Origin of the sequence: Ensifer sp. NM-2 (genome assembly GCF_003024455.1) — a bacterium.
GTDB lineage: Bacteria > Pseudomonadota > Alphaproteobacteria > Rhizobiales > Rhizobiaceae > Ensifer > Ensifer canadensis.
In genome coordinates, this window is record NZ_PVZR01000001.1 from 56,120 (window position 1) to 68,181 (window position 12,062).

At 61.8% G+C, this 12,062-nt stretch carries 10 protein-coding genes; 3 read left to right on the forward strand and 7 right to left on the reverse strand.

Annotated elements, in window-relative coordinates; genetic code table 11:
* Nucleotides 1-91: 91 nt before the first annotated feature.
* The 5 genes from dnaJ to C6558_RS00310 all read right to left on the reverse strand — a co-directional run bounded on the left by dnaJ (nucleotide 92) and on the right by C6558_RS00310 (nucleotide 7,023).
* Entirely contained in the window at nucleotides 92-1,228 is a 1,137-nt protein-coding gene (gene dnaJ, locus C6558_RS00290) for a molecular chaperone DnaJ (protein ID WP_025425430.1), read from the reverse strand.
* 349 nt (nucleotides 1,229-1,577) lie between these two features.
* Nucleotides 1,578-3,500 carry a molecular chaperone DnaK gene (dnaK, locus tag C6558_RS00295; protein ID WP_025425431.1) on the reverse strand — a complete coding sequence of 641 codons (1,923 nt, stop codon included), beginning with the start codon at nucleotides 3,498-3,500 and terminating at the stop codon, nucleotides 1,578-1,580.
* 261 nt (nucleotides 3,501-3,761) lie between these two features.
* On the reverse strand, nucleotides 3,762-5,993 hold the full coding sequence (locus C6558_RS00300; protein ID WP_025425432.1) for a transglycosylase domain-containing protein: 2,232 nt from the start codon (nucleotides 5,991-5,993) through the stop codon (nucleotides 3,762-3,764).
* Between the two features lie 349 nt (nucleotides 5,994-6,342).
* Nucleotides 6,343-6,573 (reverse strand): hypothetical protein, encoded by a 231-nt coding sequence (locus tag C6558_RS00305; protein ID WP_239637561.1) that lies wholly within the window; start codon nucleotides 6,571-6,573, stop codon nucleotides 6,343-6,345.
* Between the two features lie 99 nt (nucleotides 6,574-6,672).
* Complete coding sequence (locus C6558_RS00310) at nucleotides 6,673-7,023, reverse strand: hypothetical protein (protein ID WP_144239129.1); 351 nt, start codon at nucleotides 7,021-7,023, stop codon at nucleotides 6,673-6,675.
* Between the two features lie 446 nt (nucleotides 7,024-7,469).
* Here C6558_RS00310 and C6558_RS00315 point away from each other — a divergent pair, with 446 nt between their 5' ends.
* Together C6558_RS00315 and C6558_RS00320 are read left to right on the forward strand one after the other, a co-directional pair.
* Nucleotides 7,470-8,357: a DMT family transporter gene (locus tag C6558_RS00315; RefSeq protein ID WP_025425435.1), complete on the forward strand. Its 888-nt coding sequence runs from the start codon at nucleotides 7,470-7,472 to the stop codon at nucleotides 8,355-8,357.
* A gap of 91 nt (nucleotides 8,358-8,448) precedes the next feature.
* Nucleotides 8,449-8,940, forward strand: coding sequence for a hypothetical protein (locus C6558_RS00320; protein WP_025425436.1), 492 nt, complete (start codon nucleotides 8,449-8,451; stop codon nucleotides 8,938-8,940).
* A gap of 9 nt (nucleotides 8,941-8,949) precedes the next feature.
* Here C6558_RS00320 and C6558_RS00325 read toward each other — a convergent pair whose 3' ends face one another.
* Nucleotides 8,950-9,897 carry a YbhN family protein gene (locus C6558_RS00325; protein WP_107026810.1) on the reverse strand — a complete coding sequence of 316 codons (948 nt, stop codon included), beginning with the start codon at nucleotides 9,895-9,897 and terminating at the stop codon, nucleotides 8,950-8,952.
* A 299-nt stretch (nucleotides 9,898-10,196) separates the two neighbouring features.
* On the opposite strand from C6558_RS00325, the gene C6558_RS00330 reads away from it, so the two are divergent.
* Nucleotides 10,197-10,535: a hypothetical protein gene (locus C6558_RS00330; protein WP_107026811.1), complete on the forward strand. Its 339-nt coding sequence runs from the start codon at nucleotides 10,197-10,199 to the stop codon at nucleotides 10,533-10,535.
* 39 nt (nucleotides 10,536-10,574) lie between these two features.
* Here the strand turns inward: C6558_RS00330 and C6558_RS00335 are convergent, their stop codons facing one another.
* Nucleotides 10,575-11,966: a M20/M25/M40 family metallo-hydrolase gene (locus C6558_RS00335; protein ID WP_025425439.1), complete on the reverse strand. Its 1,392-nt coding sequence runs from the start codon at nucleotides 11,964-11,966 to the stop codon at nucleotides 10,575-10,577.
* Between the last annotated feature and the right edge of the window lie 96 nt (nucleotides 11,967-12,062).

Genomic DNA, 12,062 nt, shown 5'->3' on the forward strand with positions numbered 1-12,062 from the left:
AGGTCGCTGTAGCACTTTGAATTGCTGCATGTTTTTATCCTTAGATCGGATAGGATCTAAGGAAACATGCAGTAGGGGCAACCGCTGAGCGTCAGTCGCTCAGCGTGTCGAAGAAATCCTTCATCCGGGCGAAGAAGCCGGCGGATTCCGGATTGTTGTCCTTCGACGAGATCTGCTCGAATTCCTGTAGCAGCTCGCGCTGACGCTTGGTCAGCTTCTGCGGCGTCTCGATCTGCATCTGGATGTAGAGATCGCCGGTCTGGCTGGAACGTAGCACCGGCATGCCCTTGCCCTTCAGGCGGAACTGCTTGCCGGCCTGGGTGCCTTCCGGCACGGTCACGCGCGACTTGGTGCCGTCGAGCGTGGTGACGTCGAACTTGCCGCCAAGCGCCGCCGTCGTCATCGAGATCGGCACGCTGCAATAGAGATCGGCGCCATCGCGCTGGTAGAACTCGTGCGGCTTGACCGAGAGGAAGATGTAGAGATCGCCCGCTGGTCCACCGCGCAGGCCCGCTTCCCCTTCGCCGGAGAGGCGAATGCGAGTGCCGTCTTCGATGCCGGCCGGAATGTTGACGGAGAGCGTGCGCTCCTCGGTGACGCGGCCCTGGCCGTGGCACTTGGTGCAGGGATCGGTGATCGTCTGGCCGCGGCCGCCGCAGGTCGGGCAAGTGCGCTCGATCGAGAAGAATCCCTGGGCGGCGCGTACGCGGCCCGAGCCTTGACAGGTTCCGCAGGTCTTCGGGCTGGTGCCAGGCTTGGCACCGGACCCGGTGCAGACGTCGCAGGTGATCGAGGTCGGCACCCGGATCTGCGCGGTCTTGCCGGAATAGGCCTCTTCCAGCGAGATTTCCATGTTGTAGCGCAGATCGGCGCCGCGCTCGCGGCCACCCGATGAACGCCGCTGGCGCCCGCCACCCATCATCTCGCCGAAGATGTCTTCGAAGATGTCGGAGAAACCGCCTGCGCCACCGGCGCTACCGCCAAAGCCGTTGCCCATGCCGCCCTGCTCGAAGGCTGCGTGGCCGTAACGATCATAGGCCGCGCGCTTCTGCGGGTCCTTGAGCGTCTCGTAGGCTTGGTTGATTTCCTTGAAGGTCTTTTCCGAGGCGGCGTCGCCGGGGTTCTTGTCCGGATGATACTGCATCGCCAGTTTGCGGAAGGCGCTCTTCAGCTCCTTCTCATCCGCGTTCTTGGCAACGCCAAGCGTTTCGTAAAGATCACGTTTCATTCTTCAAAGATTGTCCTGTTGACAAGGCGTGCCAGCGCGGGGGCCCGGCGGCTGCCTGGTTACCTTGCCACAGGATTTAGTAAACCTTGAAGCGCGATACCATAGCCCATCGGGCCGCGGATGCGGTTTTTTGTCGGAAAAATGACGTTTCTGCCGGTCTCGCGCCCGGTAGACCCGCTTTGGGTGGCACTCCTGCCCCCAGGGATGCTCTGTAGCGGCGGTTTCAGCGGCGCGGGCCTCACGGGCCCGACGTCCTTCAGAGGCTGTCTGGCGCAGGCGCCTGAGGGGTAAAAAGGCAACAAAAAAGCCCGGGTCGCCCCGGGCTTTTCCGTCTCTAGGAGAGGGCGACTTAGGCCGACCGCTTGCGATCGTCTTCGTCGTTGACTTCTTCATAGTCCGCGTCGACGACATCGCCGTCGCGCGCGGCGTCAGCGGCGGCATCCGCATGGGCGGCGTCCGTCTGCTGGGCCTCGTAGATCGCCTGACCAAGCTTCATGGAGACTTCCATCAGCGTGTTGGTCTTGGCCTTGATGTCTTCGGCGTCCGGCTCGGAAGCCTCGACGGCGGTCTTCAGCGCGGCAATGGCGTCGGAGATCGCGTTGCGGTCGGTTTCCGAAACCTTGTCGCCGTAGTCCTTCAGCGACTTTTCCGAAGAATGGATCAGGCTTTCTGCCTGGTTCTTCGCTTCCACGCCTTCGCGGCGCTTCTTGTCGGTTTCGGCATTGGCTTCGGCGTCCTTGACCATCTTCTCGATGTCTGCGTCGGACAGGCCACCGGATGCCTGGATGCGGATCTGGTGTTCCTTGCCCGTACCCTTGTCCTTGGCCGATACCTGCACGATGCCGTTGGCGTCGATGTCGAAGGTCACTTCGATCTGCGGCATGCCGCGCGGTGCCGGCGGAATGCCGACGAGGTCGAACTGGCCGAGCAGCTTGTTGTCGGCTGCCATTTCACGTTCGCCCTGGGAGACGCGGATCGTCACGGCCGACTGGTTGTCGTCGGCGGTCGAGAAGGTCTGCGACTTCTTGGTCGGGATCGTCGTGTTGCGTTCGATCAGGCGGGTGAAGACGCCACCGAGCGTTTCGATGCCGAGCGACAGCGGGGTCACGTCGAGCAGCAGAACGTCCTTGACGTCGCCCTGCAGAACGCCGGCCTGGATCGCAGCACCCATGGCCACGACTTCATCCGGGTTCACGCCCTTGTGCGGCTCCTTGCCGAACAGCTGCTTTACGGTTTCCTGGACCTTCGGCATGCGGCTCATGCCACCGACGAGAACGACTTCGTCGATCTCGGCAGCCGAAACGCCGGCATCCTTCAGCGCGGCCTTGCACGGAGCAACGGTGCGCTGGATCAGGTCGTCGACAAGCGCTTCGAACTTGGCGCGGGTCAGCTTCATGGTCAGGTGCTTCGGACCGGAGGCATCCGCCGTGATGAACGGCAGGTTGATTTCGGTCTGCTGCGACGAAGACAGCTCGATCTTGGCCTTTTCGGCCGCTTCCTTGAGGCGCTGAAGAGCGAGCTTGTCGTTCTTCAGGTCGATGCCCTGTTCCTTCTTGAACTCGCCGGCGAGATACTGGACGAGACGCATGTCGAAGTCTTCGCCGCCGAGGAAGGTGTCGCCGTTTGTCGACTTCACTTCGAAGACGCCATCGCCGATTTCGAGAACCGAGATATCGAAGGTGCCGCCGCCAAGGTCGTAGACAGCGATCGTCTTGCCGTCCTTCTTGTCGAGGCCATAGGCGAGCGCGGCAGCGGTCGGCTCGTTAATGATGCGCAGCACTTCGAGGCCCGCGATCTTGCCGGCATCCTTGGTTGCCTGGCGCTGGGCGTCGTTGAAGTAGGCCGGAACGGTGATGACGGCCTTTTCGACCTTTTCACCGAGGTAGGATTCGGCGGTTTCCTTCATTTTCTGAAGGATCATGGCGGAGATCTGCGACGGCGAGTAATCCTTGCCATGCGCTTCGACCCAGGCGTCGCCATTGTCAGCCTTGGTGATCTTGTAAGGAACCATGTCCTTGTCTTTTTGCGTGGTCGGATCCTGGAAGGTCCGGCCGATCAGGCGCTTGATCGCAAAAAGCGTGTTTTCCGGGTTGGTGACGGCCTGGCGCTTTGCCGGCTGGCCAACGAGACGTTCGCCGTCTTCGCTGAACGCCACCATCGAGGGGGTCGTGCGCGCACCCTCGGCATTTTCGATGACCTTCGCATCTTTTCCGTCCATGACGGCGACGCAGGAGTTGGTCGTTCCCAAGTCAATACCAATAACTTTAGCCATGTCGTTCTCTCCTTGCAGCGGACTGTCGGAACCCGGTCAGGCATTCGTGAGACAGTCCCTAACGGGATGGTCTTTGGATTTCTTCGCAGCGGTGGCTGCGCCGATGCGGCGTATATAAGGACCGGCGTTTCGGACTGCAAGGCATTCTGCGGGGCGATTGGGGGCAAAAGCAAGCCTGCGATTGGCGTGCGGCCTACAATAGATGCTCGACCCGCGGCAGGGGCGGCTGCAAACTGCCAGGACGGCGCCGTTTGCGCCGCCTCAGCCGCCCGTCAGGATATCGAAAAGCGTCGTGCGCTTGGTGGCGCCGGTGGTCTCGCCGACGTCTGCCGGCGGCACCATGCCGCCACTGCCCTCAGGCAAAGGCCGGGTCTGCTGCACGGCGGCCGAGCCGTCGACGCCTACAGGCGGCTCAGGAAACGCGTTCGGGTCGCCGGAAAGCATGTCGCCCGCCGCGGCAGGCGCACCTCCGTCATCGAAGACCGGCTGCACCCCGGTTGTGCCGAACAGCGGCGAGGGCGAAAGGCCATCATGTGCGGCCACCATGAAGTCGTGCCAGGCCTTGGCCGGAAGGCCGCCGCCGGTGACCTTCTTCATCGACTTGCCGTCGTCATTGCCGAACCAGACGCCGGTGGTGAGGTTCGAGGTGTAGCCGACAAAAAGCGCATCGCGGAAGGATTGAGTGGTACCGGTCTTGCCGGCCGCCTCCCAGCCCTTCAGACGCGCCTTCTTGCCGGTGCCGTTGGTCAGCACCCGCACCATCATCTGGTTCATTTCGCTGACGATGGCCGGATCGAGCACGCGCGGCGGGTTGTCGTAGGTGTTTTCGTAAAGCACCGTGCCATCGGCCTTCGAAATCCGGCGAATGACATGCGGCGTCGCCTTGAAGCCACCGTTCATGAACGGGGCATAGGCCGAGGTCAGTTCGACCAGGCTCACTTCCGAGGTGCCGAGCGCGATCGAGGCGTTGGCTTGCATCTCGGAATCGATCCCCAGGCGATGCGCCACCTTCACCACGTTCTGTGGGCCGACCTCCATCACCAGCTGCGCGGCGATGGTGTTTAGCGAGTTGGCGAGCGCGTCGGCGAGCGTAACTTCGCCGCGGTATTTCTGGTCGTAATTCTCGGGCGTCCAGTTGCCGATTCTGACCGGGCCGTCGTTGCGGATCGACATCGGCGTGCGGCCGATCTCAAGCGCTGCCGCGTAGACGAAGGGCTTGAAGGCCGAGCCCGGCTGGCGCTTGGCCTTGGAGGCGCGGTCGAACTGGCTCTCGGCGTAGTCCTTGCCACCGACCAGCGCGCGGATGGCGCCGGTGCCGTCGATCGAAACGAGGGCTGCCTGCGAGGCGTCGAGCTTGGCGCCGTCGCCCGCAAGCGTGGCGCTGATCGCCTCCTCCGCCTGCTTTTCCAGATTGAGGTCGATGGTGGTGTCGACGATCAGGTCTTCCTTGACGTCGCCGATCATGCCGGGAAGCTGGTCCATCACCATGTCGGCGACATAGTGTTCGGCACCCGACCAATAGCTCTTGGCCTTGGTCGGCGTCTGCGACATCGCCGTCTTGATCTCGCTGTCGGTAACGAAGCCTTCCTCGCGCATGGCGCCGAGCACGACCTGGGCGCGCTCTTCCGCGGCCTTCGGGTCACGGGCGGGCGACAGGCGGGAAGGCGCCTTCAACAGGCCGGCCAGCAGCGCCGCCTCGCCGAGGTTCACGTCGCGCGCCGATTTGTTGAAGTAGCGCCTCGACGCCGCCTCAACGCCGTAGGCGTTCGAGCCGTAGAACACCCGATTGAGGTACATCGCCAGGATCTGGTCCTTGGAATATTTCTGCTCCAGCCAGAAGGCGAGTAGCACCTCCTGAACCTTTCGTTCCAGGGTCCGCTCCGGCGACAGGAACAGGTTCTTGGCAAGCTGCTGGGTCAGTGTCGAGCCGCCCTGGACCATTCGGCCGGTGGTGACGTTCGTCAGCATGGCGCGCGCCAGGCCCAGAGGGTCGACGCCGAAATGCGAATAGAACCGGCGATCTTCGATGGCGATCACCGCCTGCGGGATATAGGGTGACATGTTTTCGAGCGACAGCGCTTCGCCGCCGGTCGTGCCGCGATTGGCGATGATGTCGCCATTGACGGAGAGAATCTTGACGTTGGGCGGACGCTCGGGGATCGACCAGCTTTCAGCACTCGGCATGCGCGCGCCGTAATAGAGCACCAGGCCGCCGACGCCCATCGCGCCCCAGATGCCGAGCACAATGCACCAGTAAAACAGCGTGCGCACGAGACCGATGAAACCGCCGCCTCCGCCCGAGCCGCGGCGCGTTCCGCCGCGCTTGCTGCGCTGAGCCTTCTTCTTGGGCGCAGGAGCCGATTTGCCACGCGCAGGTTTGCGGCTGCCGCCGGTCACGCGATCGCTGGCCTCGATGCGAAAATCGTCATCGTCTTCGGCGTTGCCGCCGAACGAGGGCTCGATCCGTTGTCCTGACTTGCCGCTTGCTGCCATGCCGTTTGGATTTACCCCTCATGCCGCATTGCGGGCGCCCAGTCGTCCGCCCCAGCAGCGAACGCAATCCTAAAGGCGGGGAAAAATTGATCGCTCGACCCGCCATGGCGATGCGGTGAACTTTAAATGCGGCAATTTAAGGGGGGGTTAAAAACCGAATTGTAAAATATGCATGGTCTTCAACAGCTTGCCGGATTTGAAGCCCCAGGCTTTGCCGCTTCGTTCGCGCACGCCTGCCAGCATCAATCGCGCGGAGCCACGCGCACGCGCCATCATCAACAGCGGAGGAATTGGCCGCAGTTGCCGCCGACGTGCACGATCCGGCATTGTGTCTGTGTCGATGCCGGCCCTATTCGGCGGCCTTTTCGTCCTGAACCACGCGATCGGTCTTTTTCAGGAGCACAATTTCTTCGGACGTCGGCTGGCTTTCCGTCGTGATGCTGGCGGTGGTTGTTGTCGTATCGACCGCTGCATTGGTCTTGGCGTGATAGGCGCATTCGGCAAATGCCGCGGAGGCGGACAGGCCGACGGTGGCCACAGTCACCAGAATGATCTTCATGATCTTCTCCTTCTCGCTCACGCGTGAAATCCTAACCTGCAACGCGAGCCGCTCGAAATCACGATTTTGTTCCGGCGGAGGCTGCGCCAGGGTTATGGAGGTAGATCGAACGTCGTTGCTCTACTCGATCGAACTCCTGAGCGGTGTTTCGCCGACGAGCTTCGCCTGCTTGCTGCGGTCTGGTTCGGTGTACTCGTAAAGCCATTGGCTGAAAGGCAGTCGCAGCAGGACGGTCTTTGCCAGCTTGTTGGTAGCCATCGCATCGCAGTCGCGCGCCGGGTAGGCCTGGCGGGTACACATCGCTTGCGGACTGTCGACCAGGCGGTAGCCGTGACCTTGAAAGACCAGTGTGGTCATCGCGGTCAACCGGTACGAACCGGGCGGCACAACAACGAGGCGCAGGCTGGCAAGCCAGGTCGTCAGAATCAGGAGAACGATGATCGCGGTCGGGACCTGGAGCAATAACTTCAAGAAAGAGCCTGCAATTCCTAGGTGCAATGGCATCTAAGGAACCAAAAACGCCCGCATGTCTAGGAAGATGTGCGCCGTCATATCGGCTATCTTCAGTTGTGGTTTGCAACCTTTAACGCCAATCGCCACTCATATACGCAACCGGTAATAGATTGCGGACATGATTTTGGGTGAAAATTGTGCGATGCAACAAATCCGCCCTTGAAAATATTGCGACGCATGATTATTGTAACACTTATCGAAGCGCTGCACCTCCTCCCGCGGCGCCCGATGCGGATCGGTGGCACTCCTCCTCCCAGTCACCGGTCAAGTTTGAGAGCCCCGTGCACCTCCTCCCGCGCGGGGCTCTTTTCATGTCTGGACCCCCGCGCTCGTAACGAAAGCACCTGAACGGCGACGCAGATTTTGCTGGTCCTGTCGGTGTTGCGGGTGTATCGGCGCGGTTCATGGGCTCCAAGGCAAACGGCTATATCTACGCGCTCCTCGCCATCGTTATCTTTGCGATCCAGGACGGCATCTCCAAACATCTGGGCAGTGTCTATCCGCCGGTCTTCGTGGCGATGATCCGCTATTGGGCCTTTGCCCTGTTCGCCGTGGCGCTGGCCGCCCGCGCAACGGGAGGGCTCAAGCTGACGGCGACGACGAAACAGCCATTGCTTCAGGTACTGCGCGGGCTGCTGCTGCCGCTGCAGATCGTCATGATCATTACCTCTTTCACGATGGTTGGGCTGGCGCATTCGCAGGCGATCCTTTCAGCGACACCGCTGTTCGTAGCGCTTCTGTCGATGCCGCTTCTGGGCGAGCGTGTCGGCTGGCGCCGATGGCTGGCAATCTCGGTTGGGCTCATCGGCGTACTTCTGATCCTGAAACCGGCCGAAGGCGCGTTCGAACTCACATTCCTGTTGCCCTTGGCCGCAGCACTTGTCTTTGCCCTCTATGTCATCGTCACGCGGCTGGTCAGCCGCGACGATCCGGCGATGACGAGCTTCTTCTACACCGGCATCGTCGGCGCCGTGGCGATCAGCCTTGTCGGCCCATTCTTCTGGACGACGCTGTCGCCACCCGATTGGGGTTGGATGCTGCTCTTGTGCCTCACGGGAACCACGAGCCATTATTTCCTCATCCGTGCCTATGACGTGCTGGACGCGGTCGCCGTCCAGCCTCTGACCTATCTGCAGCTGGTCTTCGCGTCGATCATGGGCGTCAGCCTCTTCGGTGAGACGCTGACCACCAACATGGTTGCCGGCTCGGTGCTCGTGGTTGCGGCCGGCATCTTCACCGTCTGGCGCGAGCGCGTCGTTGCCCGCCGCAAGGCGGGCCTGCCGTCGACCTGACGCGATATCGATATTTTGGCGAATCTTGCTATGGCTTCGCCTTGATGTTGTGCTCGGTTGGCTGCCCCAAAAGCCGATCAGGAGGAGTGCCATGACGTTTCCGTCCGCCGCCGTGCTGGTGTTTTCGACGCTCGCTGCCGTGAATTCCGAAGCTCTGGCGCAGGACAACGTCGCCTATATCGACGACCGATCGGATGGTGCAGCAGTCGTTCGCTCGCTCTACAACGCCATCAATCGCAAGGAATATGCGCGCGCCTACGGTTATTTCGGCGAATCGAAACCGGTTGGCGGTTACAGGACTTTCACGCGCGGTTACGACCGCACCGTTTCGGTCGAAATAAAGCTCGGCAAGGTGAAGACCGAGGCCGGCGCCGGCAGCATCTATTCGGCTGTTCCGGTGGCGGTGAAGTCGATCGAAAAACGTTCGCGGGTACGCTTCTTCGCCGGCTGCTACGTGACGCGGATCATCAATCCTTCGCTGCAGGTGCCGCCGTTCACGCCCTATCAGATCGAAGCGGCGCGCCTCAAGGAAGTGAAGGGACCGCTGGAGGCGGCCCTTCCGACCGTCTGCAACGCCCCGTGACGACGACCTCTACTGAATAGGTCCGCGCCGCTCCGCAAGGAATCTTGACCGTTCGAACACCAGGATTACGGTGAGCGCCATGATGAACGGGATGACGAGATAGAGGATCCGGAAGATCGCCAGCGCCGCCAGCACGTCGGCCGGATCCATTTCCGGCAGGGCGGCGATGAAGACGAGCTCAAGAACGCCAAGTCCGCCCGGCGCGTGCGACAAGAGTGCTGCCGAAAACGACGCCAGAAAGATCCCGAGAATGACGATGAAACCCGGATTGCCGGCTTCCGGCAGGGCGAAATAGATGATCCCGGCGGCACCGATCAGCTCGACCGGCGCGATCACCAGCTGCCGCAGCACGATCGAGGGCTTGGGATAATGCAGCTGGAACCAGCGTGTGCGGATCGACGGCAGGCCGACGAGGCTGCCGATCACATAGAGCGCGATCACGACCAGGATCAGCACGCCCGTCGTCAGCGACATTTCGACCGGCAGGAACTCGGCGAACCGCTCGATGATCTCCGGTTTGACCAGAAGCACGATCGCCGAGAGCATCAGGGTGCCGAGCGTAAAGGTGAACGAGCAGAAGGCGACGAGCACGCCGACTTCGCCCGGCGTCAGCCCTTTCGATCGGTAGGCCCGGTAGCGCACGACAGCGCCCGAAAAGACGGAGGCGCCAAGATTGTGCGAGAGCGCATAGGTGGTGAACGAGCAGACGGTGATGAACCACAGCGAGATACGATGGCCGAGGTGATCGAGCGCCAGCTTGTCGTAGCCGGCAAGTGCTGCATAGGCGACCAGCGTTGCGCCGATCGCCAGCAGCCAGCTTCTCAGGGAAATCGCCTTGAAGCTGGCGATGAATTCGTCCAGCGAGAGGCCGCTCAGCTCGTGATAGAGCGCATGCACCGAAAAGATGATCGCCGCCAGCCCGACGACGGGCCAGAAATACGCGCGCAGCCTGCTCATACCGGTGTCGCGATCGCTGCAACAATCTTGGCCGAAGGCCCTTTCGACGGCGTCGCCTTTATCTCGGGACGCATCTGTTCATGAAAGCAGCCGCGATCGCGGCTCCAGCCCGTCACAGTTTCGCGTCCGGAACGCGACGTCTCGGTCCTCACACTTGCCAACGATCCAATTTCCCATTCTGATTTGTTTTGCAAAAGGGAAGCATCTGAGGTCGAGCAGGTCAAGGATCGATGCCCCGGCAGGGGCCGGTGTTTGGTCAAGAAATCGCGAACACGACACGGTAAAGCGGAGGCGGGCGGATGCAGAACGATGAGGAAAAGCCGATCGAGCCGGTTTTTCGCAATGGAACGGTGACGGTCGTCGGCGTGGTGCTGTCGTTTTCGCTGGGCTTTCTCACCCAGTGGGCAGCCAATCCGGTGCCATGGAATATGGGCGATCTTCCCGCCGTCATCCTGTTGGCGATCGGCATCCTTTTGCAGATGCATGCGCTCTGGGACTTTCTGCAGCTGCGGTCGCTGCAGCCAAAGGTCTACGGTCACGCGACGCGCATCTTCTTCATCGGCGTAGTGGTTACCGGCAGCGGCGTGTTTGCAGCGCTTGTCGCCGACTTTGTCGTGATGATCTCGAAAGCGGGGTGATGGTCGTGGCGGGCTGACCCGCCACGACGTCGTTCGATATCAGGCGGCAAGCGCGTTCAGGATGCGGATCCAGGAACGAATGCCCTTGTGATAGGATTGCAGCTCGTATTTCTCGTTCGGCGAATGGATGCGGTCGTCCGAAAGGCCGAAGCCGACGAGCAGCGATTCCATGCCGAGCATCTTCTGGAAGTCGCCGACGATCGGGATCGAGCCGCCCATGCCGATGACCACGGCCGGCTTCGGCCATTCGTCGGAAAGGGCGAGCTTTGCCGTGTTGAGCAGGTTCGAATCGTAGGGCAGCTGGATTGCCGGCGAACCGCCATGGGCGTGAAATTCGACCGTGCAGTCCGCCGGCACCTTCGAGCGCACATAGGCGCGGAAAGCTTCGCGGATCTTCTCCGGGTTCTGGTTGCCGACCAGGCGGAAGGAGACCTTGGCGGAAGCCTGCGCGGCAATCACCGTCTTGAAGCCTTCGCCGGTGTAGCCGCCGGTGATGCCGTTGATCTCGGCGGTCGGGCGGGCCCAGGTGAGTTCGAGGACCGAACGGTTCTTTTCACCAGACGGGATCGACAGGCCGATTTCGCCGAGGAATTTTTCCGCGGTCTGGCCAAGCGTCTCCCATGCAGCCTTGATCTGGGCCGGGGTTTCCTCGACGCCTTCGTAGAAGCCTTCGAGCGTCACGCGGCTGTTTTCGTCATGAAGCCCGGCGAGGATGCCGGTCAGGATGCGGATCGGGTTGGCGGCAGCACCACCGAAATAGCCCGAATGCAGGTCGCGGTCGGCCGCCTTGATGATGACTTCCTCGCCGACGAGCCCGCGCAAGCCCGCCGAGATCGCAGGCGTGTCCCGGTCCCACATGCTGGTATCGCAGACAAGTGCATAGTCGGCTTTGAGTTCGGCCGCATTGGCTTCGAGGAAAGGTTTTAGCGACGGCGAGCCGGACTCTTCCTCACCTTCGAACAGGATCGTGACGCGGCAGGGCAGCGAACCGTGGACTTCCTTGTAGGCGCGGGCGGCTTCGACGAAGGTCAAGAGCTGGCCCTTGTCGTCGGCGGTGCCTCGGCCGGTGATGACCTTGCGGCCGGGCTCCAGCTCCTTGACGCCGGGTTCGAACGGATCGGTGTCCCACAGGTTCAGGGGATCGACCGGCTGGACGTCGTAATGCCCGTAGAACAGCACATGCGGGGCATCGGCGGTGGCGCCGGCGTGATGGGCAACTACCATCGGATGTCCGGGAGTGTCGCGGATCGAGGCGTCGAAGCCGAGGCCGTTCAGTTCCGCGACCAGCCATTCGGCGGCCTTGCGGCAATCGGCCTTGAAGGCCGGATCGGTCGAGATCGACTTGATGCGCACGAGGTCGAAAAGCCTGTCCAGGCTCTTCGGCAGGTTTGCGTCTGCGCGCTCGAGAATGGGGGTGATATCTGCCATCATGCATATCCTTGCTTCAAGTTTTGCCGGAACCTACTGCATGACGCCGCAAATCGGAATCGATTTCAGCAGCGAAATCATGCGGCCGTTCGACGGGCG

Coding starts and splice junctions, on each gene's coding strand:
- dnaJ (WP_025425430.1), bottom strand. CDS start 1,228: ATGAAACGTGATCTTTACGAAACGCTTGGCGTTGCCAAGAACGCGGAT.
- dnaK (WP_025425431.1), bottom strand. CDS start 3,500: ATGGCTAAAGTTATTGGTATTGACTTGGGAACGACCAACTCCTGCGTC.
- C6558_RS00300 (WP_025425432.1), bottom strand. CDS start 5,993: ATGGCAGCAAGCGGCAAGTCAGGACAACGGATCGAGCCCTCGTTCGGC.
- C6558_RS00315 (WP_025425435.1), top strand. CDS start 7,470: ATGGGCTCCAAGGCAAACGGCTATATCTACGCGCTCCTCGCCATCGTT.
- C6558_RS00320 (WP_025425436.1), top strand. CDS start 8,449: ATGACGTTTCCGTCCGCCGCCGTGCTGGTGTTTTCGACGCTCGCTGCC.
- C6558_RS00325 (WP_107026810.1), bottom strand. CDS start 9,897: ATGAGCAGGCTGCGCGCGTATTTCTGGCCCGTCGTCGGGCTGGCGGCG.
- C6558_RS00330 (WP_107026811.1), top strand. CDS start 10,197: ATGCAGAACGATGAGGAAAAGCCGATCGAGCCGGTTTTTCGCAATGGA.
- C6558_RS00335 (WP_025425439.1), bottom strand. CDS start 11,966: ATGATGGCAGATATCACCCCCATTCTCGAGCGCGCAGACGCAAACCTG.